Source organism: Dokdonia sp. Asnod2-E02 (genome assembly GCF_045063915.1).
Taxonomy (GTDB): domain Bacteria; phylum Bacteroidota; class Bacteroidia; order Flavobacteriales; family Flavobacteriaceae; genus Dokdonia.
Map to the genome: position 1 here is coordinate 177631 of NZ_JBEFNX010000005.1, position 22853 is coordinate 200483.

Below are 22853 nucleotides of genomic sequence, written 5' to 3' on the forward strand. Positions count from 1 at the left end.
ATGACGCAAACTAAAGAAAACAGGTATATAAATAGAGAACTAAGCTGGTTACAGTTTAACGCACGTGTGTTGCAAGAAGCAGCAGATGAGAGTGTGCCGCTTATAGAACGCTTTAGGTTTTTGGGGATTTTTTCAAATAACTTAGATGAGTTTTTTAAAGTACGATATGCTACCGTACGTAGAATTGTAGATGCGGGTAAAACGGGTAGAAAAGCACTAGGAGTATACTCTGCCGAGGAGTTGCTCGGTAAAATAACCGAGATTGTTATTGAGCAACAGACAGAAAGTCTCCAGATTCTAGAAGATATTTACAAAAAGCTAGAAGAACAAAATATTTATATGCTTACTGAGGAGGAGGTAACACTTCCTGAGCATAAGGCATTTATAAAAGACTTTTTTACAGATAAAGTAGCCCTCGCGGTAGAGACTATTATATTACGTGAGGATTTAGAATTGCCACGTATACAAGACCTTGATGCCTACCTTATGGTAAAGATGAATCTTACAGAGGAGCAAAAACCGCTATATGCACTTCTGGAGATTCCTAGTTCATTAGACCGCTTTGTGGTACTCCCACAGGTAGATGGTAAAGATTATATAATGATTCTAGATGATTTGATTCGTTATAATCTAGATACCATTTTTAGCATTTTTGAGTACGACAGTATCTCTGCACATATGATTAAAATTACTCGTGATGCAGAGTTAGATATTGAGTCAGATCTTGGTAAGAGTTTTTTAGAGAAACTTACTCGTAGTGTAAAAGGCAGAGAAGATGGTGAGCCTGTGCGTTTTGTTTTTGATAAAACAATAGAGGATGAGACCCTACAATTTTTACTTAATAAATTGGGTATTAAACGTAAGGATAGTATTATACCTGGCGGGCGTTATCATAACCGTAAGGATTATATGAACTTCCCTACATTTGGTAGGCAAGAACTTTATTACCCTAGTGTAAAGCCATTACCCATACCAGGTATAAGTCTCGAAGACAATCTATTTTCTATAGTTGCAAAAAAAGATTTCTTACAATATACTCCCTATCAAAGTTTCTCATATACCATCAAGTTTCTTAGAGAAGCTGCTTTAGATCCAAAAGTGAGATCTATAAAAATCACTATTTATAGGCTTGCAAAGCTTTCAAGTATAGCTAGCGCATTAATAAACGCGGCTCAAAACGGTAAAGAAGTAACCGTACAGATTGAGCTTAGAGCAAGATTTGACGAAGAGTCAAATATGCGCTACGCAAAAAAAATGCAAAATGAAGGCGTACGACTCATATTTGGCGTACCTGGTCTTAAAGTACACAGTAAAGTCTGTGTGATTGAGCGTGAAGAAGAAGGTAAAATTGTACGTTATGGTTTTATAAGTACGGGTAATTTTAACCACGCTACAGCACGTATATATACAGATTACACACTATTTACAGCAAATAAAGAAATACTTAAAGACCTCTCAAAACTCTTTAACTTTTTTGACACAAATTATATAGTAAATAAGTACAAACATTTAGTAGTGTCTCCACACTACTCACGTACAAGAATGTATAAGCTCATTCAAGAGCAAATAGAGGTGGTTCAAAATGGGGGAGAAGGCCTTATAAGACTTAAGCTCAACAGTATCTCAAACTATGATATTATAGATAAGCTATATGAAGCGAGTCAGGCTGGGGTAAAAATAAAAATGATTGTTCGTGGTATTTGTTGTCTCATTCCAGATGTTCCTGGTATGAGCGAAAACATTGAGGTTATAAGTATTATAGATAAGTTCTTAGAGCACCCCAGAGTATACATTTTTGGTACTGCAGGAGAAGAAAAGATATTCTTATCATCATCAGACTGGATGAGTCGTAATCTAGATAATAGGGTAGAGGTTTCTGTCCCTATTTATGATGAAGATGTAAAGCAAGAAATTATAGATACACACGAGATATCGTGGAGTGATAATGTAAAGGCGCGAATTCTTAACAAACAAATGGATAATAAGTATAAAAAAGACGAATTACCATTCGTGAGATCACAATTTGCTACTTATGATTATTACGTAAACAAACTCACAGACTTATAGTGCTTAACATATTAAAATACGCTGCAATAGATATAGGTTCTAATGCAATTAGATTACTTGTTGCAAATATAATTGAGCAAGAAAACGGGCCCACATTATTTAGAAAAAATGCCTTAGTGCGAGTGCCCATACGCCTAGGAGAAGATGTCTTTATTAATGGAGAAATCTCTTTAAAAAATCAGGCACGTATGGAAGATGCGATGAAAGCCTTTAGACTACTTATGAATGCACACCAGGTAAAAGAATACCGTGCCTGTGCTACCAGTGCGATGAGAGATGCAAAAAATGGTCACGCTTTCGCGAAAAAAATAAAAGAAACCTCAAATATTAATATTGAAATTATAGACGGAGAAGAAGAGGCCCAAATTATCGCCGCGACAGATCTTCAAAGCTTTATAAAAGAGGATAGAACATACATCTACGTAGATGTAGGAGGTGGAAGCACAGAGATAACTATTTACCATATGGGTAATGTTGTAGCCTCAAGGTCGTTTAAAATAGGAACAGTAAGACTTCTTAATGATCTGGTTTCTTCAGAAGATTGGGAGGTATTTAAAAACTGGATACATCAGCATTGTAAAGATTTTAATCACATAGACCTTATAGGCTCTGGAGGTAACATTAATAAAGTGTTTAAACTAAGTACAAAAAAACCAGGTAAAACGTTATCATATTTATTCTTATCACAACTATACAAAGATTTAAGTGATATGAGTTACGAGCAACGCGTGATAGAATTACAGCTCAATCCAGACCGTGCAGACGTTATAATACCCGCTTTAAGAATATACCTACAAGCAATGAAGTCATCAAAAGCAAAACAAATTATAGTCCCAAAAATTGGTCTTGCAGATGGTATTATCAAAAGTTTATATCTTTCAAAACAAATGTTAACATAAATAAAATGATGTATATTTGTGTCCTAACCCTCTGAAAATTCGATAAATGAAAAAATTATTACTCAGTACAATTGTCTTTAGTTTATTTGTGTTTACCGCTGTAAATGCTCAAGTTACATCTGGATTTAAAGCCGGAATTAACTTCTCAGATGTTAATAGTTTTGAGTTTAGTAATGATGGTTCTTCTGCGGCAAATACGATAAAAGATCAACTTGATGGAAAACGTACAGGTTATTTTGTAGGTTTTTTAGTTGATATTCCACTTACTGAAAAGTTAAGTTTTGTTCCAGAATTTATCTTCTCACAACAAGGTAAAAATTTAGAGAGCTTTAGACTTGATTATTTAAATCTTCCACTTGGTCTCAAATTAGAAATAAGCGATTTATATGTAAATCTAGGGCCACAAATAGGTGTGAGGGTTTGGAATCCAGATAGATCTGGTGAATTTGCAAACTTTGAAGCTTCGGCATTTGGAGGTATAGGGTATATTTTTAAATCTAATATATTTATTGAAGCTAGATATACGCTAGGATTAACAGATATTTTTCAAGATAACAACAGTACAACCTTTAGTAATGGAGGAGGAACAACTTTCTCAAACCTTGAAGGTAAAAATGCAGTAATACAATTAGGTGTTGGTTATAGACTTTAAGTCTTAAAGTGCACCTTATCGATTGTATGTTGTTTTTTATAGTGTGTAAATAGCTTTGTAGTTTAAAAGCCATATTATCTAATATATAGCATTTATCTTTACATTCTAGTAGTTTCCCAGCGACTTAAAATGTTATTAACGACTATTATATTATTGATATGAAAAAACTAGTACTTTCTTTATTATTCTTTGCATTTTTATGCAGTACACAATTGTTTGCTCAAGGAGCAAGACTTGGCTTTAAAGCTGGATTAAGCTATAGTCAAATAACCGGTTATGAGTTTAGCCTCTTTAATCAAGCAGGCGAGACCGCTAGACAAGCGCCTACTGGAGCTGAAGAAGGACGTTATGGATTTGCAGTAGCATTTCTTGCCGAATTCCCGATTAATGATAAAATAAGTTTTCAACCAGAATTTGCGTTTTCTTCTCAAGGTAATAAATACGAAGGAACACGTTTTGATAACTTACAATTACCATTAGGTTTAAGAATAAATTTCAATCAGCTTTTTGTAATTGCTGGACCACAAGCAGGAATAAAAATATCTGACCCATTACAGTCTGAAAATTATAAGTCTATAGACTTCTCTGTTTTTGGAGGTATAGGATATCACTTTAACGAGAGTGTTTTTATAGAAGCACGCTTTACAAGAGGGTTTTTAGAAGTATTTGAAGACGACTCTAAAATTGTTGTTCCTTTCACACCTAAGGACGGTGAGTCTGCAAATAGCAATAGCTTAGTAAACAGCGATAACTTCCTTGTAAATAATACAGGAAAAAATCAATACTTTACTTTAAGTGTAGGGTACAGATTATAAGATGATAATGATTAACAAAAAAGCTCAGACTAGTTGCTAGTCTGGGCTTTTTTATGCGCTATAGTCAGATTGATTAAAACTTCATACGTAACAAGATACAAATGGGTACCAGTATTGTGTAACCTATAAAAAATGGAATAATAACCTCAGGCAGCTGGATTACCAGAAGTACAGCCATAATGAGAAGTTGAAATCCTAAACCAAAGGTTGATACAAGTGTCATTAACCAGTTTGGAATTATTTTACCATCAGAGGCTTTAGGATCTAGCGTGTATATAAGCTTGTCAAAAAGCCCATACAGTAATTTATAGGTGTAAAAAAGGATATTTACCGTAGTTTGCTCTTCTCCTGGTAATGCGGTGGGAGAGCCGGTCTCGATAATACGACTAGTGGTGTCTCCATCTAGTTTATTGCGTAAAATTACATAATAGTAGTTATACAAAGTGCCTTGTACTTGTAAGGCAATAAATGCTAGAACAATGTACATAACAGAAGATCCAGTCACGTATCCTATTATAAATAAAAATAGAGCATTGAGCACTATGTCAAGTATAGAATCTAGATAGCGCCCAGTGTATGAAGGTGTTTTTTTAACCCTTGCCAGTTCTCCATCTGCGGCATCTAGTATAGATTTCAACACTAAGAAAATTGCCGCTAGCACATAGTGTCCAGTATAAATACAATAAAGGGCTACAATTCCAGATACAAAAAATAGTAAGGTAACTTGTACAGGTGTAGTAGTCGTGTCTTTAAGAATGTTTACAAGATACTGAGCAGGTTTTCTGCCATAGTCTGATAGATCTGTAAAGCGGTGAGCTTTAGGTAATTTTGACATATATTCTAGGTTGTAGCATTTTTAAAAACCTAGAAGGGCAATTTAAAACAGCAATTCTTGATTAAATATAAGTATTAAGGATGTTTTTTACGCTTTCGCGAAAGCGTAATTAATGACTTATTTATTTATTTGGTTAGTTATATATGGGTACATAGATAGCATCATAAACATAAGCACACTAAGTACCACACTTATAGATATAAAGCTGAAGATTACGTCAAGATTAAAGAGGATGATAGCTATGGGTTGAAATACTCCAAAAATAACAAGAAATACAAATAATGTGAATGCTAGTGTTATGATTTTTGGAACTCGTTTTACAGATTGTACGGTCAACCCGAGTAACTGCGGTATTACTTCATCTGAGAGCTGGATACCTAGCTTTGATATAAGTTCTTCACTAAATCCTACATTTTGATAACGCAGGGGGTCAATCTGCACGGCATACTTCATTATTTTTTCTTGGTGTCGTTCATATATACGTGACACATCAAGCTCTTCTTTAAACTGATTATATTTAAAACCAAAGTAATGGCTCCATCCAGTTCCTACTTTGTGATCTCGCCATTTTTTGAGCATACGGCGATCGTACTCTTTAGGATTCATATAATTATCTACTCTCCCTTTACTAGGGTCATTAAGAAGTAATGCTTTAGTCTCGAGATATAGTATTTCGGTCTCACCATATCTGTCTTTTTCTTCAATATATTCTAGTGCAAGTTTTGATCTTCCTTTGTAAAACTCTTTTACTAAAAAGTAGTTGAGATTTGTAAACTCGTCATCTATATATTCTTTTAAGCCAGGAGCCCAAACCTTAGAACGTACGAGTATATCTGCAATATCTCTAAAGTAATGCATTTGTTGCGTGAGCTTCTCAATCTCTGCATTAGTAGAGTCTCCTGTAAACTGTAACTGTGCTGTTTTACTTAAAATAAAACCTATAATAACGACTACAAGTACTATACTTATAATGGCAATAATTTGTAATGCAGATGAGAGTTGTGCGACGTTTTCAAGAGGGAAATAAAGTATGAGCCCTATAATAGAGAGCATACCTCCACAAACGCTTATTAACGCCGGGATAAAGGGTGTGACCAACTTGACAAAATTGCGCAATTTTATCTATCTTTTTAATAATTAAGTAGTTGGGCCCCTTACCGTAAGGTAAAACAAGGTGAGCAAATAAACAATTTATAATTGGATCTACAAAATTGTAAGAAAATGAATTGTAATGGTCGTATTTACCAGATATACGACGGGTATTAAGTAATCAATATTATAACCCTCACTCATTTATAAATGCTACACTGTGAGAGGCTACAATAGCTGCAGTCTCAGTGCGTAGTCTACTATTACCTAGTGATACTGGAGTGATACCTTTTTCTAGCGCTAGTTGTATTTCAGTTATAGAGAAGTCTCCCTCTGGACCTATTAAAATTGTGTAGTCTGTTGCGGGTGATAGTTCGTTTTTGAGTAGGCTCTTTTTATCATCTTCACAATGAGCTATAAGCGTATTACTTTGAGTACTTGCTACAAAATCTTTAAAAGAGGTAAGAGGATGTAATATAGGTAAGTGATAGTGCAGTGACTGCTTCATTGCACTTTGCAGGATTTTAAGAAAGCGCTCTTCCTTTATAACTTTGCGTTCACTATGATCGCAAAGTAGTGGCGTGATTTCTGTAACGCCTATCTCTGTTGCTTTTTCTAAAAACCACTCAAACCTATCATTGAGTTTTGTGGGAGCTACGGCAAGGTGTAAATTATAATCTCTGGGATTTTGGTACGTGTAACTTGTGATGGATAATTTACATTTATTTGGATTTGCATCATATATCTGTGCGGTAAATAAGTATCCCTTTCCATTAGTAAGATAAATGCTATCACCTGGTTGCTTGCGTAGTACACGTATAACGTGCTTACTCTCATCCTTAGGTAAAGTGTATGAGGTGCTTTCTATATCAAGACTCTTGCTGTAAAATAGTTGCATACTTATATTTTCAATCTAGATTGAGCACTTACTTCTAAGTTTTGAAAAGAATCTTTTTCTACAAGGTCTTTGTACTTAAGATATCCTACAATCCCTATCATAGCCGCGTTATCTGTGGTGTACTGAAATTTTGGTAAAAAAGTTTTCCAGCCGTGAGTAGTTTCGGCATTTTTGAGAGCTGTTCTTATACCACTGTTTGCAGAAACGCCACCACCTATAGCAATTTGAGTAATTCCGGTTTCTTTTACCGCTTTCTTAATTTTATCCATTAAGATATTTACAATTGTATATTGTATTGAGGCACACACATCGTTTCTATTTTCTTTTAAAAAGTCAGGGTTTGCCTCCTGTTGTCTTTGTACAAAGTACATTATTTGTGTTTTAAGACCACTAAAGCTAAAGTTAAGACCTCCCACTTTTGGTTTTGTAAAAGGAAAAGCTTTTGGATTACCTAGTTGTGCATACTTATCTATGAGCGGTCCTCCAGGATAGGGCAAATCCATAATTTTTGCACTTTTATCAAAAGCTTCACCCACGGCGTCATCTATGGTCTCACCTATAACCTCCATCTTAAAGTAATCATCTACACGTACTATTTGTGTATGTCCACCAGAAATAGTCACTCCTATAAAGGGAAAACTAGGTTTATCATACCCTTCTTCATCTATGAAGTGAGCGAGTATGTGTGCTTTCATATGGTTAATATCTAGCAGGGGTATATCTAGTCCCATCGCAAAAGACTTTGCAAATGAGGTGCCTACCAGAAGGGAGCCAAGTAAGCCAGGTCCACTTGTAAAAGCAATGGCGCTTAGTTGTTTTTTGTCGATATTTGCTTTACGTAATGCAGCGGTGACAACTGGTACTATATTTTGTTGATGTGCTCGCGAGGCAAGCTCTGGAACTACACCTCCATATTCTTGATGAATCGCTTGGTTTGCAACAACATTTGAGAGTACCTTATCGTTTTGTAATACGGCAGCAGCAGTATCATCACAAGAGGATTCAATAGCGAGAATGTAAGTTTTTTGAGAATCTGTATTCATAAGGCACGTAAGTTGCAATAAGTGTACAAAGTTAAAACAATAAGCCCTATCAAGAAATTTAAAAAAATAGCACTTCGCACTCTTTTGGTGTTGTTCTTACTATTTGGGCTCATTGTGCTGCTTTTTTCTATTCCCGCGGTACAAACTCGTATTGCAAAAAACGCAACAGATCGTATTAATGATAAGTATGGTACAGAGATTCATCTAGAGCGCGTAGGTCTTAAATGGAATGGTGATGTACTCGTAAAAGGTACACTTATAAAAGATCACAAAAATGACACGATGATTTACGTACGTGAGCTAGCCACAAGTGTTTTTAGCTTACAAAAAGTATTAGATAGTGATCTTGAACTGGGAGATATAAGCTTAGATGGTGTGCGATTTTATCTTACTAAATATAAGGGCGATACCTCTGATAACTTATCATTGTTTTCACGCAAGTTTGCTTCTCAAAACCCTAAAGGCAGTACAAATTTCCTTCTCTCATCAGACGACGTAGATATTACAGATGGTAGGTTTATGTATATAAACGAGGAGCTTGATGACCCTTTTGTGCTAGATTATCAAAACCTCTCTACAGACTGGCAAGACTTTGTACTTAACAATGAGACGGTAGATGCTCATATAAGAGCACTCTCTTTTGATGCCATAAAAGGATATCAAATTAGGACACTAGATGGCCTATTTCACTACGATCCAGATTTAATTTCTCTTAAAGAATTTTCATTAACTACAGATGATTCTTTACTTGAGGGCGACATTACCTTAGACACCTCAGATGGTGCACTAGATGATTTTAACACACTGGTAGAGGTGGAGGCCGCTTTCGCGAAAGCGGAAATATCAACAAACGATATACGCCCTTTTTATAATGATATTGCACCAGATATTATATTAGATATAAAAGGTAACCTCACGGGACATCTCAATGATTTTAGGGTTCCTAATCTTGAGGTCCGAGGTTTAGGGAAATCCCTGATACGCGGAAATGTTTTTTTTGAAAATTTACTTGACAGTAATGGTTTTAGAATTTCTGGTAATTATCAAACCGTACAAACAAGTTATTTTGACCTTAAAAAGTTACTGCCCAAGCCACTTGCTAGTTTACCTACAGAAATAACACAACTTGGAACAATACGTTTTACAGGAAACAATGCACTTACAAGTGAGGCTGTTGTGACAGAAGGTATTATAACCACAGATCTAGGTACAGTAAACCTTGACCTTGCAATGACTGGCTTACAAGATGCAGATAATGCTGGTTATGAAGGTACCGTGATAGTTGATAATTTTAACCTAGGTAAGTTATTTAATGATGAAAGGCTAGGTAATGCTACATTTAACCTAGATGTAGATGGTAAGGGATTTATACAAGAAACGGTAAACACAAAGCTTTCTGGGACAATCGCAAGCCTAAATTATAACGACTATACGTATAAGGATATTACAATTTTTGGAAATCTTAAAGCTCCAGTTTTTGACGGAGAAGTTCTCATAGATGATCCTAATGCTCGGGGTAAGTTTAATGGTCTGGTAGATATCTCAAAAGATGTAAATAGTTATGACCTAGAGGCACAAATAGATTATGCAGATCTGGTAACCCTCAATTTTATTAACGATAGCATCTCTATTCTTAAAGGTAATGCTGTTGTAGATATGAAGGGTACAGGTATAGAGAATATGTATGGCCGTATCTCTTTTGAGGATGCTAGTTATCAAAATAAAAATAACACCTACAGCTTTAAAGATTTTGAGATTACTTCAAAGTTTGATAAAAAGCAAGTACGCACCATTGCTATAAACTCTACAGATATCATAAGTGGAGAGGTAAGTGGTATATACAAGTTTAGTGAAGTGGTTCCTCTTTTTAAAAATGCCATAGGCAGTTTGTATACAAATTACCAACCTGAGATTCTTACAGAAAATCAGTTTATGGATTTTGAGTTTACGATCTATAATAAGATTGTAGAAGTCTTTGTGCCGGATTTAAAACTAGAGCCAGAGACTATTATAAGAGGTAGTGTGGTGGCAGACGACTCTGAGTTTAAACTCACCTTTAAGTCACCACAGATAGATGCCTTTGGGTATATGGCAGAAGCCATAGAAGTACGTGTAGATAATAAGAACCCACTATTTAATACATACGTCGCTGCAGATAGTATAAACGCAGGTTTTTATGCGGTATCAGACTTTAATCTCATTAATGTGACGCTGAAAGATACACTCTTTATGCGCTCAGAGTTTACAGGTGGCAAGCGCAATGATGACTCTTTTGACCTATCATTATACCATACAATAAATGAAGAAGGGAACTCTGTATTGGGTTTTAAGAAATCTGAAATCGTTTTTAAAGACAATCCTTGGTTTATTAATGAGAAAAATGATCAAAATAACAGTGTTGTCTTTGATAATAACTTTAAAGATATAGATATTAAAACGCTGGTGTTAAGTCATAAAGATGAGCTTATAGATCTTAAAGGACAAATACGTGATAGCACCTATAAGAACATAAAAGCAAATTTTAAAAATGTAGATTTAGCTAAGGTTACTCCAGAGCTGGACAGTCTTAATCTAGGAGGCCGTATTAATGGACAGCTAGATGTACTTCAGAAAAATGGAGCTTACTTACCTGTAACTTCTCTAGCAATTTCGGACTTCTCTGTAAATGAGACTAATCTTGGTCAGTTAGATATAAATGTAAGAGGTAATGCAACTTTATCAAAATATGAAATAGATTCCCGTCTTGCACGTGAGGGACTTAAATCTTTTACTGCTAGTGGTACTATAGATGCCGCAGGTACTACACCTATCATAGATATGGCTGTGGGTCTTCAAGATCTTGATCTAAGTCCGTTTAACCCTATGGGACAGGGCGTGATAGATAGAATACGTGGTTTAGTGAGTGGTAGAGCAAAAGTAGAAGGTGACTATCGCAATCCTGAGATAAATGGTGATTTAACACTAAAAGATGCTGGGCTACAGATTCCTTATCTTAATGTGGATTATGATTTTAAAGGTATCTCAAATGTAGTACTAAGAAAACAAGAGTTTGAGTTTCAAGCAGTGCAGCTAGAAGATACAAAGTATAAAACACTAGGTGTTCTTAATGGTAAGATAAGTCACAAGTCTTTTAGTGACTGGAAACTCGACTTAGGTATAAGTGCTGCCAGAATAGCTGTACTAGATACAGAAGAAGATCTAGAGTCACTCTATTACGGTACAGCTTTTCTAGAAGGAGAGGCATTTATAAAAGGCCCTACAGATAATCTGGTTATAGACGTTTTTGGAGAAACAGCAAAGGGTACCGTTTTTAAAATCCCTATCGACGACTCAGAAACTCTAGGAGACAATTCTTATATCAAATTTTTGAGCCCAGAGGAGAAAGAAGCTCGTATTAATGGTGAGAAAATTATCACAGAAGCTGTAAAAGGTCTTTCTGTAAATTTTGACCTAGATATAGATCCAGATGCAGAGGTAGAGGTGGTTGTAGATAAAACTAATGGAAGTACTTTGAGAGGTAGAGGAGTGGGTACCTTACTTATACAACTTGATACTAATGGTAAGTTTATAATGAACGGGGATTTTATTGCCACCGAAGGGGTATTTAATTTCCGTTATGGAGGCTTTGTGACTAAAGATTTTATATTACAACAAGACGCAAACATACGCTGGGATGGTGATCCAGCAAAAGCCATACTAGACGTAAGTGCGATTTATAGAACGCAGGCTAACCCAAGTACATTACTAGAAACTTCTACCGTAAATAGAAAAATACCAGTAAACGTAATTATTAATCTAGCTGGCGAGCTGTTAAAACCAGATATTACTTTTGACATTGAGTTTCCTGGAGCTGGTAGTACAGTGGTGTCAGAGTTAGAATTTTTATTACAAGACCGTAATGCAAAAGAGCTTAACGCTATATCTCTTGTTTCACAGGGAGCGTTCCTAAGTTCGGCTAGTGTAAATACCGCTACTGCGGCTGTAAATAATCTTCTCGAGACTACGTCTTCTATACTATCTGGTATTCTTTTTAATGACGACGATAGTATTTTTGACGTGGGTGTGGATCTTGTGCAAGCAGAGCGCGATCCCACTGCAAACATCCAGTCTGCAGGTAGAGTGGGAGTGACCCTGTCTACTCAAATTACAAACCGAGTTCTCATAAATGGTAAGGTAGGAGTGCCTACAGGAGGTATTAGTGAGAGCGTGATTGTGGGTGATGTAGAAATAGATTTCTTACTCAATGAAGACGGTACACTGCGAGCAAAAGTTTTTAATCGCCAGACAGATATCCAGTTTATAGGTGAGACAGAAGGATATACGCAAGGAGTAGGGCTCTCTTATGCTGTAGATTTTAATACTTTTAAAGAACTCTTGCGCAAAGTTTTTAAGGGTAAAGTAGAAGAAGCTGTTCTTCAAGCTCAAGGCGAAAGAGATGTGCCAAAAAAGATTGGACCAGACGGCGTTCAATTTAATAAATAGGAAAAGTCTTTTTTACGCTTTCGCGAAAGCGTAATTCTTCCTCATTTTATCAGTTTAAGCTTCTTTTTGATGTTTCATTATTAAGAATTCCAAAAAACTTTTCAACCGAAAACGTTTGAAATTGACAATCCAATAAATTACACCCCAATTCATTGATTTTTCTACATTAAGTTTGCTAAATTTAATCTAAAATTGTGCTTATATGAGTAAAAAAATCACCAAAATAGCAGTTATGACCTCTGGAGGAGACGCCCCAGGAATGAATGCTGCAGTAAGATCTGTTGTACGTGCTTGTGCCTATCACGAGCTAGAATGTGTAGGGATACACAGAGGGTATGACGGTATGATTGAGGGTGATTTTATTCCGCTAGACGCAAGAAGTGTACGTGGTATAATTAATAAAGGAGGAACCTTTTTAAAATCTGCCAGGTGCCAGCGTTTTAGAACTACAGATGGTAGACAGATTGCACATAACCAGATGGTAAAGGCAGGTGTAGATGCGCTTGTAGTTATAGGTGGTGACGGTACGTTTACGGGAGCACTTCATTTTAATGCAGAGTTTGACTTCCCAGTGATAGGTATACCAGGTACTATAGATAATGACATAAGTGGCACAGATCGCACACTAGGATATGATACAGCACTTAATACTGCTGTAGATGCAATAGATAAAATACGTGATACTGCACACTCACACGACAGACTCTTTTTTGTAGAAGTAATGGGTCGCGATGTAGGTCACATTGCTCTTAATGCTGGAGTAGGTGCTGGTGCCGAAGAGATTTTAATACCAGAAGAAGATATGGGTATAGAACGACTAGTAGAGTCACTACAGCGTTCTAAAATATCTGGAAAATCATCAAGTATCGTTGTCGTAGCCGAAGGTGATAAAATAGGCAAGTCTGTTTTTGAACTTAAAGATTATGTAGATGAAAATCTAGAGGGGTATGACGTACGTGTTTCTGTACTAGGACATATGCAACGAGGAGGATCTCCTACTTGTTATGACCGTGTGCTAGCTAGCCGTATGGGAGTAAAAGCTGTAGAAAGTCTTATAGAAGGTAAGAGCAATTTTATGGTAGGTACCATACACGATAAAATGACACTCACACCGCTAGAACAAGCAATTAAAGGTGAGAGTAAAATAAATAAAGAATTAATCCGTGTGTCTGAGATAATGACCACATAATAATAGAGAAGAACAATGGCAAATTTAAAATTAGGAATAAACGGTTTTGGACGTATTGGACGTATCGTATTTAGAGCGACAGTAAAGCGTGATAATGTAGATGTAGTAGCAATAAACGATTTACTGGATGTAGATCACCTAGCGTACCTTCTTAAATATGACTCTGTACACGGACGTTTTGATGGAACTGTAGAGGTAAAAGATGGGCACCTTGTTGTAGACGGTAAAACTATACGTGTTACTGCAGAGCGTGATCCTAAAAATCTTAAGTGGGATGAAGCTGGAGCAGACGTTGTGGCAGAGTGTACTGGTATCTTTACAACTCTAGAAACTGCAAATTACCATATAGAAGGTGGAGCAAAGAAAGTCGTAATATCTGCGCCTTCTAAGGATGCACCTATGTTTGTAATGGGAGTAAACGATGCAGATCTTACTGCAGAGCACACCGTGGTGTCTAACGCTTCTTGTACTACAAACTGTCTAGCACCTATGGCAAAAGTTATAGAAGATAACTTTGGACTTGAAGAGGCGCTTATGACTACAATACACGCAGGTACTTCTACACAGTTTGTAGTAGACGCACCTAGCCGTAAGAACTACCGTTTAGGCCGTAGTGCTTTAAATAACATTATACCTACATCTACAGGAGCTGCAAAAGCAGTAGGGAAAGTATTACCTGCAGTAGATGGAAAACTTACAGGGATGGCTTTCCGTGTACCTACGGCAGATGTTTCTGTGGTAGACTTAACTGTGAAGACTTCAAAAGCAACTTCTGTAGAAGCTATCAAAAAAGCATTTAAAGATGCTGCCGAAGGTTCTATGAAAGGTGTGGTAGGTTATACTGAAGATGCTGTAGTATCTCAAGATTTTGTAAGCGAGACACGTACTTCTGTATTTGATGCAGATAGTGCAATAGAGTTAAACCCAACTTTCTTTAAGCTTGTGTCTTGGTATGATAACGAGTTTGGATATTCTAATAAACTAGTTGATCTTGCAGAAAAAGTAAATACACTTTAAGATGCATTAACGCGCTTTTGTAGTAATATATGCTTAGCTGCTCTTAAATAGGAGGTAGGTGTATATTGCTGTAAAAGCGTTTTTATATTATTTTTCTTCATACACGTATTATATGATTTTAGTAGTAGATAGCGGTTCGACAAAAACAGACTGGATTGCGCTAACTGATGATGGTAAAAGTCTTTTTCAAACACAAACTTTAGGATTAAATCCTCAAGTTTTATCTCGAGAAATTTTAAGAGAACGTATTGTAAACAACTTTGAGCTTTATAAACATAGAAAAGATGTAAAAGCACTTTACTTCTATGGTGCTGGTTGTGGTACAGAGCGCCCTCGTGTTTTAATGAGAAGTGTTTTTGATGAGATATTTACTCAGGCTACTGATATTGTTCTTAAAGAAGATACGTATGCAGCATTATATGCTACAGCCACAGAGGGAGAGAGAAGTATTGTGTCTATATTAGGTACAGGGTCAAACTGTAGTTACTTTGATGGTACAGACATCATTCAGAAAGTAGTTTCTCTAGGTTATGTAGTAATGGATGATGCTAGTGGTAATTACTTTGGACGTCAACTCATACGTGATTATAAGTTCGGGAAAATACCGGCTGCACTAGCCCAAAAATTTGAGTCAGAATATGACTTAAGTTCAGAAAACATAAAGAATCACCTTTATAAAAATCCTAACCCTAATACATATCTAGCAACCTTTGCACGTTTCATTATTGAAAATAAAGATGAGGAGTATTGCCAGAGCGTTATAAAGGAAGGGCTTTCTGTATTTGTAGAACATCAGATTGTTCTTCAATTTCCAGATGCAAAAGACATACCTATACACTTTGTAGGATCTATAGGTTTTTATTTACAAGCCGAACTTAAGGAAGTATTAGGTAATTTTGAACTTACTGCTGGTAAGATTCTTAAACGACCTATAGACGGCCTCGTTGCGCATCATAAAGAACACATACTTGCCAAGTAGCAACACTATTAATTATAAAAAGAAAACAGCTGGAGTATATTAAGTTTTAATACCGTTATACCGAGAATTATAACCCATAAAACAACACGTATCCAGTTTTTTGAAACAAGTGACCTAAGATCTCCATCTGTGTGAGTATTTTGGGTCACTTTTTTATGTAATGGCACAAATATAAGTGCAGTGGTAACCCAGGTAGATAATACAAAGACTAGATAAATAGTCCCTATCATATATAAGCCACCAGTAAATACAGTATAAACTGCTAGTAAAAGTTGTATGACCATAAGCGGCCCTACTATTACAGCAATCTTACCTGTATACTTGTTATGCCAGTTTACAAGGTTATCACGATTATAATATAAGAAGCTAGGGTATATTATGAGCTGTACGATTAAAATAAGTACGACAAGAGCCGCATCTACTGCAAGACCTATGAGGCTTAGTGAATCTATCATAATTGTGTTAGCCTTATTAAGTGCTATAAATCCTTACGGTAGGTTCTTCTACGTTTGTGAAGCTTGTGTTCGTAATTTTTCCAGAGCTGTTGTATGGCTTTATTTTCTTCTAGTTCTGGGTTTGTTTCAACTTGAGTAATTCCTCTAGAGTTAAATAGTTCCTGCATTTTTTGAAAAATAACAGCTGTAACCCCTTTGTTTTGATATTCTGGATCAATACCTATAAGGTAGAAGGCGGCAGTATCATTTTTCTTTTTTGCTTTAAGCAAGTGATAAAACCCAAAAGGAAAGAGCGATCCATTTGCTTTTTTGAGCGCTTCATTAAAAGATGGCATTGTAATAGCAAAAGCTACTAGTTTACCCTCCTTATCTTGTACACACTTTATAAAATCTGGGTGAATATATTTTATATATTTCTCCTTATAGTGATCTATTTGATACTGCTGTATAGGTACAAAGGTGCTAAGAGTATCATAGGTTTTATTAAGTAACCCAAACATCTCATCTACATACGGCTTTACATCTGCAGAGGTTTTAAACTCTAGCGGGCTAAGCTCATAGCGCTTTGCAATAATATCTGCAAACTTCTTCACTTTTGGGTTCTGCTTTTCTGGTGGATCTATTTGAATTTTATATTCAACCCATTCGGCAGCTTTTTCAAAACCTAGTTGCTCAAAGTGATCCTTGTAATACGGGTAGTTATACCAAGTAATCATTGTGTTGAGATACTCAAATCCCTCTATAAGCAATCCTGCTTTCTCCATATTAGAAAAACCTACAGGCCCTTCTATAAACTCAAGATTGTTTTCTTTTCCTATCTCTGAGACTTTGGATAACAGTGCTTTAGTTACCTCTATGTCATCTATTACATCAAACCAGCCAAAACGCATTTTTGACTTCTTTTGCTCGTTGATTTCTATATGATTTATGATAGCACATATTCTTCCTACGGCTTCTTGTTTTCCGTTTTCCGCTTTCGCGAAAGCGAGAAAATAACGTGCCTCTGCATTTTTAAACACAGGGTTTTTTGCAGGGTCCATACTATCTAGCTCATCTGCTACAATAGGAGGTACCCACTTAGGCTCATTTTTATATAGGGAAAATGGGAACTTAACAAATTGTTTAAGTTCTTTTGGGGTAATCATTTCCTTAAGCGTAATCATCTGCAATATTTAGGGGTATTATTTAATGCCGTCACCGTCAGGATCTACTGCATCTTTACGTTTTCTGTTTTTATTTATGCGCTCTGCTTGACGCTTTGATGAGCTTTTTTTATCACCATCTGCATCTCTATCTTTTATAATCTCATCCTTCTCGTGTAAATCTAGTCTATAAGAAACTCCTGCAGAGACGTTCCAGCGTGTAGGAGTGTCTTTAAAGTTTGCCAGACCACTAAGGTCTACTTGTAGATTTTTTGTGATAAGATATGCAGCTCCTGCTCGTACTAGATAATCTGCATAGAGATCACCATCTATAAGCTGGTACTCTGCAAAGCCAGCAAATTTTGAATTAAAGGAGTGTGTTAAGGTTGTAATCCAAGAGTTAGTAGGGTATGTGGTACCTGCTCTATCTACTATAATATTATTTACCCACACCCAGCGACCCCAGTTATGCTGGAGTATAAGCGCTAAGTTAGGACTAATACCATCCTCACGTATAGAATTAAACTGGCTGTTTTCAAAATCAAAAACACCTCCAGCATATACTGTTACAGCAGGGATAAGTGACTTCCATTTAAAACGTCTATTTGCGTGGTAACTGTATAGATTTACCTCGTCACTAGCATATTTATAGGGGTCATAGATAAGATATTTAGCACCTATTTGTACCGTCTCTAGTCCTGCGATAACATCTGGCGTGGCAGATCCAGAAATAAATGATACCTCATTGCGCTGGTATCTCATAAACCCGTTAAGCTCTAGTTTTTCAAAAAATAAACCGTAACGTAAATTGAGGTTATACCCCAGTATATCTGTATCTGTTTGTAAAAGCGAGTGGGTGTCATTCCCAATGTCAAAACCAGTTTCTACCTGTAAAACACGAGTCCCTACACTAAAAGCGCCTTGAGATTCTCCAGGTCTGTTTGAGTTAATTGTCTCTGTGTATTGTGCTGTAATGGAGCTTGTTGTAGCGACACAAATTAATAGAGTAACAATAATACGTACGGTGTGCATAAAGGTTATGGGTTAGTCGTTCAAATATAGAAGAATTTATCTTTTTTTTAGGCTTCTACATCTCTTTGTTGCAAGCTATAATTACTAATTTTGAAAAAAAAGTAAAGATTATGCTGCTAGTTGCAGAAATTCCAAGTTTTATTAAAACGATTGCCATCATACTTCTGGTATATTTTGGACTTCGTTTCTTGGCAAAATTAGCTTGGCCATACATTGTACGGTACATTACAAAAAAAGCCGGTCAGAAAATGGAAAATGCCTTTAAAGGCTTCCAGCAACAGACGCAACAATATGGGCAATCACAACAAGAGCCTACAAGAGATGTTCCTAAAAAATCTTCAAAAGTAGTAGGAGAGTATGTAGACTATGAGGAAATAGATTAATGTTGAGTACGCTTTCGCGAAAGCGTAAAACCACATTTCTACCACCATTTTTTAGAGTCATTAGGCACTTCAAGATAGCAAAGCACTTATCTTTGCGCTATGTCTACACTTGTACAAATAAATGTTCTCCCACACCAAGCCGAAGATGATGACTACATCGCAGAGGTTGCTTTTAAAAAAGCCCGACTTCGTGCAGACGATGTGCGTGAGTGGGATATACGTAAGCGCTCTATAGACGCTCGTAAATCACCGGTAAAAATATCACTACAAATAGAGTTTTGGAAAAAAGGTGAGGAGCGACCTAGTATTCCTCCATTTGTACCTCAAGATGTTTCTAACGCTCCAGAGATAGCCATTATAGGAGCTGGTCCTGCTGGACTGTATGCTGCATTGCGCGCCGTAGAAGGGGGACTAAAACCCATAATTTTTGAGCGTGGTAAAGATGTAAGAGCTAGAAGACGAGATCTTGCGGCTATAAATAAAGATCATATTGTTAATCCTGATTCAAACTACTGTTTTGGAGAAGGAGGCGCAGGCACCTACTCAGACGGAAAACTTTATACACGATCAAAAAAGCGTGGTAATGTACTTAAAGCTCTCGAGTGGTTTGTACACTTTGGCGCGGTAGAAGATATACTGGTAGATGCACATCCTCACATAGGTACAAACAAGCTTCCTAAAATTATTACAGCGATGCGTGAGGCTATTATAGCACACGGCGGAGAAGTACGTTTTGATACAAAACTCACAGATCTCAAAGTGGTGGATAACCAGATTGCCGCTATACAAGTAAACGATACAGACTGGCTAGATTTTGATAATGTGATACTAGCGACTGGTCATTCGGCAAGAGATATATTTTACTTACTGCACAAGCGTAATATTAAGATTGAGGCAAAGCCATTTGCCATAGGTGTACGTATAGAGCACCAGCAAGAACTTATAGATGATATACAGTATCACTCAGATGGTGATAATCCTTATTTACCTCCAGCGTCTTATAGTCTAGTACAGCAGGTAGACGGTATGGGGGTCTACTCTTTTTGTATGTGTCCAGGTGGTATTATAGCACCTTGTGCAACAAGTCAAGAGGAAGTAGTGACAAACGGCTGGAGCCCCTCTAAGCGTGATAATCCTTATGCAAACTCTGGCATCGTAGTGAGTGTGACCCCAGAAGATTTGCCTAATTATAAAAAGGATGATCCCTTTGTATGTCTTGATTTTCAAAAGTCTGTAGAGCGTGCTTGCTGGGAAGCCGCAGGAAAAACTCAAGCAGCACCGGCACAACGTATGCGCGACTTTGTAGACGGTCGAGTGTCAAAAAACTTCCCAAAGACGTCGTATCAACCCGGTATTGTTTCTGTAGATCTCAATAAAGTTTTACCAGATATTTTATCCAAACGTTTAAAGAAGGCGTTTAGAGCTTATGGTAGAAAGATGAAGGGCTACCTTACTAATGATGCCGTAATACACGCACCAGAGAGTAGAACGTCATCACCCGTATCCATACCGCGTGAGTGGGAAACCCTAGAGCACGTAGAGGTAAAAGGCCTTTATCCTTGCGGGGAAGGAGCTGGATATGCTGGGGGTATCATCTCTGCAGCCATAGATGGTATAAATTGTGTTGATAAGATTATTGAAAAGAAGCAGGCGTAAAGTAACACAACTCTTACAAGTCCGTTTTTAAAATCCTATTTTTACAAAGTGAGTAAAAAGGTAAAAATAATAGAGTGTCCTCGTGACGCGATGCAAGGCATAAAAGATTGGATTCCTACGGAGTCTAAAATCCAGTATATCCAGTCGCTACTGCGTTGTGGTTTTGATACGATAGACGTAGGTAGCTTTGTGTCTCCTAAGGCAATCCCTCAGATGAAAGACTCTGCAGAAGTATTGCATAGCCTTGACCTCTCAAAAACAGATAGTAAACTCCTTACCATAGTCGCAAACCTGCGTGGTGCGCAAGATGCTGTACAACACGAGATGGTAGACTACCTAGGTTATCCTTTTTCTATCTCAGAAAACTTCCAAATGCGTAACACGCATAAAACCATAGACCAGTCTATAGATTTACTACAAGACATTATAGAGCTCGCAGACTCAAAAAATAAAGAGCTTGTGGTTTACATATCAATGGGATTCGGGAATCCATATGGAGACCCTTGGAATGTAGATATCGTAGGGGAGTGGACAGAACGACTAAGTAAGATGGGAGTTAAGATATTATCACTATCTGACACGGTAGGAACCTCAGACCCAGAAACTATAGACTACCTTTTTTCTAACTTAATACCAAGGTACTCAAATATAGAATTTGGTGCACATTTACATACTACACCTACTACCTGGCACGAAAAGGTAGATGCGGCGTACAAGGCAGGTTGTGTTCGTTTTGATGGAGCAATACAAGGTTTTGGCGGTTGCCCTATGGCAAAAGATGATCTTACCGGTAATATGCCTACAGAGAAGCTAGTTTCTTACTTTGCCTCTGTACAAGCATATGATAACATCAACACGATGAGTTTTGAGAGTAGCTATAACGAGGCGCTCAAAATATTTCAAAAATATCATTAGAAGAAAATAGTTTTAAGGACGCTTTCGCGAAAGCGTAATCTTACTCCCTACGAGCAAATCTATAAAAGGCAATAGACGCCACAAGCCCCACTGCCGAAAAGATGGCTAGCATCCAAAAAACAGCAAAGTGACCTTCTTTACCAGGAATGCCATCAAGGTAATAGCCTATCATAGGCCCTGCAAAAATATCTGGAGTATAGCCTATAAAAGAGATAATACCCACCGCCGTACCGGTTAACTTAAGCGGTATTTTACCCTCTTGCATAACAGCAAAGTAGAGGACTCGTGCTGCATAAACTCCAAGAGCTGTGATAATGATAGTTAAGAAGAAAAGTACGGTAGTATCTTCACTAAGTATGTCTGAGGCAAAAAGTATGGCTCCTATAATAGATAGTGCAAAGCCCATACATAGGTAAAGTGAGGCACGCGACCTATCTGCTAGAAAACCAACGATAACACCCACTAGCGGTCTTATAAATAGTAAAAATGTACCCGTCTTTGCGGCGTCTACCTCGCTATAATTCATCACATCTTTTGCATATAGAGAGATGATGTCTGTGATTTTATAACCTACATAGGCACATAAAATGATGATCATAAGTAACCACACAGATGGTAGTTTAAGGACTGTTTTTATAGCATCTAGCGTAATGGTTTGCGTGTTATTTTCTTGTTGAGCCACATTAGTTTTCAAAAATAAGAGTACAATAATACCCACCAGAGCTACTATTGCAGAAGAGGCATATACAATAGTTTGGAAAGCTTCTACTTGTTGTGCACTTGTAAGTGCTACATTATCTTCTACTATAAATAGTGAGAAGATAACAACCCCAAGCAACCCAAAAGATGCGCCTACCAGACCACGACCGCCGTCTAGAAAACCAAAGGCTTTACCTTGGTTACTAGCTCCACCCCATACACGTGTAGCTTTAATCATCGCAGCCCAAAATAAAAATATAGTCGTAAATCCCCAGAAACCGTAAAGTACCTGCAATGTTAGCAATGATGGATTACTAGCATACACGATCCCGCCCAGAGCTGTGAGTATAAGACCTATACCCATTAGATTTTTTGGCGGATATTTATCGGCTAGTGGGCCGCCTATGATGTATGATATTAAAGCTACAATTCCATAAATGGAGAAGCAATAGCCTAGTTCTGTATTTGTAATTTGAAATACGTCAAGCACTGTTGCTCTAAAAACTCTTGCTAGTACAAAAGGAAGTATAAATACTGCCTCGCCAGCTAGTACAAGTAGTATAATGTAAAAAGGAGATTGATAACGTGTGGTACTTTGCACAGAGC

The 22853-nt window shown here is 37.0% G+C and carries 19 protein-coding genes; 11 read left to right on the forward strand and 8 right to left on the reverse strand.

Annotated elements, in window-relative coordinates:
* From ppk1 to ACJJVM_RS00830, 4 genes are all read left to right on the forward strand, one after another.
* Complete coding sequence (gene ppk1 / locus ACJJVM_RS00815; protein WP_405210448.1) at positions 1-2067, forward strand: polyphosphate kinase 1; 2067 nt, start codon at positions 1-3, stop codon at positions 2065-2067.
* A complete protein-coding gene (locus ACJJVM_RS00820; protein ID WP_405210449.1) occupies positions 2067-2966 on the forward strand; it encodes an exopolyphosphatase in 900 nt (299 codons plus the stop codon). Before ppk1 ends, ACJJVM_RS00820 begins: the two co-directional genes overlap by 1 nt.
* Positions 2967-3012: 46 nt before the next feature.
* Positions 3013-3618 carry a porin family protein gene (locus ACJJVM_RS00825; protein ID WP_405210450.1) on the forward strand — a complete coding sequence of 202 codons (606 nt, stop codon included), beginning with the start codon at positions 3013-3015 and terminating at the stop codon, positions 3616-3618.
* 158 nt (positions 3619-3776) lie between these two features.
* Positions 3777-4433 (forward strand): porin family protein, encoded by a 657-nt coding sequence (locus tag ACJJVM_RS00830; RefSeq protein ID WP_298350931.1) that lies wholly within the window; start codon positions 3777-3779, stop codon positions 4431-4433.
* 73 nt (positions 4434-4506) lie between these two features.
* Here ACJJVM_RS00830 and ACJJVM_RS00835 read toward each other — a convergent pair whose 3' ends face one another.
* The 4 genes from ACJJVM_RS00835 to tsaD all read right to left on the reverse strand — a co-directional run bounded on the left by ACJJVM_RS00835 (position 4507) and on the right by tsaD (position 8298).
* Positions 4507-5268, reverse strand: coding sequence for a CDP-alcohol phosphatidyltransferase family protein (locus ACJJVM_RS00835; RefSeq protein ID WP_405210451.1), 762 nt, complete (start codon positions 5266-5268; stop codon positions 4507-4509).
* Positions 5269-5385: 117 nt separating this feature from the next.
* On the reverse strand, positions 5386-6321 hold the full coding sequence (locus ACJJVM_RS00840; RefSeq protein ID WP_405210452.1) for a hypothetical protein: 936 nt from the start codon (positions 6319-6321) through the stop codon (positions 5386-5388).
* A gap of 232 nt (positions 6322-6553) precedes the next feature.
* Entirely contained in the window at positions 6554-7255 is a 702-nt protein-coding gene (locus ACJJVM_RS00845; RefSeq protein ID WP_405210453.1) for a 16S rRNA (uracil(1498)-N(3))-methyltransferase, read from the reverse strand.
* Between the two features lie 2 nt (positions 7256-7257).
* Positions 7258-8298 (reverse strand): tRNA (adenosine(37)-N6)-threonylcarbamoyltransferase complex transferase subunit TsaD, encoded by a 1041-nt coding sequence (gene tsaD, locus ACJJVM_RS00850; protein ID WP_405210454.1) that lies wholly within the window; start codon positions 8296-8298, stop codon positions 7258-7260.
* An 87-nt stretch (positions 8299-8385) separates the two neighbouring features.
* Between tsaD and ACJJVM_RS00855 the strand changes: the two genes are divergently transcribed.
* The 4 genes from ACJJVM_RS00855 to ACJJVM_RS00870 all read left to right on the forward strand — a co-directional run bounded on the left by ACJJVM_RS00855 (position 8386) and on the right by ACJJVM_RS00870 (position 15965).
* Positions 8386-12780, forward strand: coding sequence for a translocation/assembly module TamB domain-containing protein (locus tag ACJJVM_RS00855; RefSeq protein WP_405212156.1), 4395 nt, complete (start codon positions 8386-8388; stop codon positions 12778-12780).
* A gap of 202 nt (positions 12781-12982) precedes the next feature.
* Entirely contained in the window at positions 12983-13969 is a 987-nt protein-coding gene (gene pfkA, locus ACJJVM_RS00860; RefSeq protein WP_298350918.1) for a 6-phosphofructokinase, read from the forward strand.
* 15 nt (positions 13970-13984) lie between these two features.
* Complete coding sequence (gene gap / locus ACJJVM_RS00865) at positions 13985-14986, forward strand: type I glyceraldehyde-3-phosphate dehydrogenase (RefSeq protein WP_035337213.1); 1002 nt, start codon at positions 13985-13987, stop codon at positions 14984-14986.
* A gap of 112 nt (positions 14987-15098) precedes the next feature.
* Positions 15099-15965, forward strand: coding sequence for an N-acetylglucosamine kinase (locus tag ACJJVM_RS00870; RefSeq protein WP_405210455.1), 867 nt, complete (start codon positions 15099-15101; stop codon positions 15963-15965).
* An 8-nt stretch (positions 15966-15973) separates the two neighbouring features.
* On the opposite strand, the gene ACJJVM_RS00875 is transcribed toward ACJJVM_RS00870, so the two are convergent.
* The 3 genes from ACJJVM_RS00875 to ACJJVM_RS00885 are packed head-to-tail and all read right to left on the reverse strand — an operon-like array spanning position 15974 to position 18594.
* Positions 15974-16420, reverse strand: coding sequence for a hypothetical protein (locus ACJJVM_RS00875; protein ID WP_405210456.1), 447 nt, complete (start codon positions 16418-16420; stop codon positions 15974-15976).
* A 23-nt stretch (positions 16421-16443) separates the two neighbouring features.
* Complete coding sequence (locus ACJJVM_RS00880) at positions 16444-17583, reverse strand: GTP cyclohydrolase (protein WP_405210457.1); 1140 nt, start codon at positions 17581-17583, stop codon at positions 16444-16446.
* Between the two features lie 18 nt (positions 17584-17601).
* Positions 17602-18594 carry a transporter gene (locus ACJJVM_RS00885; RefSeq protein WP_298350904.1) on the reverse strand — a complete coding sequence of 331 codons (993 nt, stop codon included), beginning with the start codon at positions 18592-18594 and terminating at the stop codon, positions 17602-17604.
* Between the two features lie 110 nt (positions 18595-18704).
* Here ACJJVM_RS00885 and ACJJVM_RS00890 point away from each other — a divergent pair, with 110 nt between their 5' ends.
* The 3 genes from ACJJVM_RS00890 (at position 18705) to ACJJVM_RS00900 (ending at position 21548) form a co-directional block, all read left to right on the forward strand.
* Positions 18705-18977 carry a hypothetical protein gene (locus ACJJVM_RS00890; RefSeq protein ID WP_038596790.1) on the forward strand — a complete coding sequence of 91 codons (273 nt, stop codon included), beginning with the start codon at positions 18705-18707 and terminating at the stop codon, positions 18975-18977.
* Positions 18978-19076: 99 nt separating this feature from the next.
* On the forward strand, positions 19077-20633 hold the full coding sequence (locus tag ACJJVM_RS00895; RefSeq protein ID WP_298350894.1) for an NAD(P)/FAD-dependent oxidoreductase: 1557 nt from the start codon (positions 19077-19079) through the stop codon (positions 20631-20633).
* 48 nt (positions 20634-20681) lie between these two features.
* Positions 20682-21548, forward strand: coding sequence for a hydroxymethylglutaryl-CoA lyase (locus ACJJVM_RS00900; RefSeq protein WP_021779234.1), 867 nt, complete (start codon positions 20682-20684; stop codon positions 21546-21548).
* A 40-nt stretch (positions 21549-21588) separates the two neighbouring features.
* On the opposite strand, the gene ACJJVM_RS00905 is transcribed toward ACJJVM_RS00900, so the two are convergent.
* Positions 21589-22848 carry a nitrate/nitrite transporter gene (locus ACJJVM_RS00905; protein ID WP_405210459.1) on the reverse strand — a complete coding sequence of 420 codons (1260 nt, stop codon included), beginning with the start codon at positions 22846-22848 and terminating at the stop codon, positions 21589-21591.
* Positions 22849-22853 lie beyond the last annotated feature (5 nt).

What these genes read in the sequence shown, in the direction of transcription:
- ppk1 (WP_405210448.1), top strand. Translation starts at nt 1, where the DNA reads ATGACGCAAACTAAAGAAAACAGGTATATAAATAGAGAACTAAGCTGG.
- ACJJVM_RS00825 (WP_405210450.1), top strand. Translation starts at nt 3,013, where the DNA reads ATGAAAAAATTATTACTCAGTACAATTGTCTTTAGTTTATTTGTGTTT.
- ACJJVM_RS00830 (WP_298350931.1), top strand. Translation starts at nt 3,777, where the DNA reads ATGAAAAAACTAGTACTTTCTTTATTATTCTTTGCATTTTTATGCAGT.
- ACJJVM_RS00835 (WP_405210451.1), bottom strand. Translation starts at nt 5,268, where the DNA reads ATGTCAAAATTACCTAAAGCTCACCGCTTTACAGATCTATCAGACTAT.
- ACJJVM_RS00840 (WP_405210452.1), bottom strand. Translation starts at nt 6,321, where the DNA reads ATGCTCTCTATTATAGGGCTCATACTTTATTTCCCTCTTGAAAACGTC.
- ACJJVM_RS00845 (WP_405210453.1), bottom strand. Translation starts at nt 7,255, where the DNA reads ATGCAACTATTTTACAGCAAGAGTCTTGATATAGAAAGCACCTCATAC.
- tsaD (WP_405210454.1), bottom strand. Translation starts at nt 8,298, where the DNA reads ATGAATACAGATTCTCAAAAAACTTACATTCTCGCTATTGAATCCTCT.
- pfkA (WP_298350918.1), top strand. Translation starts at nt 12,983, where the DNA reads ATGAGTAAAAAAATCACCAAAATAGCAGTTATGACCTCTGGAGGAGAC.
- gap (WP_035337213.1), top strand. Translation starts at nt 13,985, where the DNA reads ATGGCAAATTTAAAATTAGGAATAAACGGTTTTGGACGTATTGGACGT.
- ACJJVM_RS00870 (WP_405210455.1), top strand. Translation starts at nt 15,099, where the DNA reads ATGATTTTAGTAGTAGATAGCGGTTCGACAAAAACAGACTGGATTGCG.
- ACJJVM_RS00875 (WP_405210456.1), bottom strand. Translation starts at nt 16,420, where the DNA reads ATGATAGATTCACTAAGCCTCATAGGTCTTGCAGTAGATGCGGCTCTT.
- ACJJVM_RS00880 (WP_405210457.1), bottom strand. Translation starts at nt 17,583, where the DNA reads ATGATTACGCTTAAGGAAATGATTACCCCAAAAGAACTTAAACAATTT.
- ACJJVM_RS00885 (WP_298350904.1), bottom strand. Translation starts at nt 18,594, where the DNA reads ATGCACACCGTACGTATTATTGTTACTCTATTAATTTGTGTCGCTACA.
- ACJJVM_RS00890 (WP_038596790.1), top strand. Translation starts at nt 18,705, where the DNA reads ATGCTGCTAGTTGCAGAAATTCCAAGTTTTATTAAAACGATTGCCATC.
- ACJJVM_RS00895 (WP_298350894.1), top strand. Translation starts at nt 19,077, where the DNA reads ATGTCTACACTTGTACAAATAAATGTTCTCCCACACCAAGCCGAAGAT.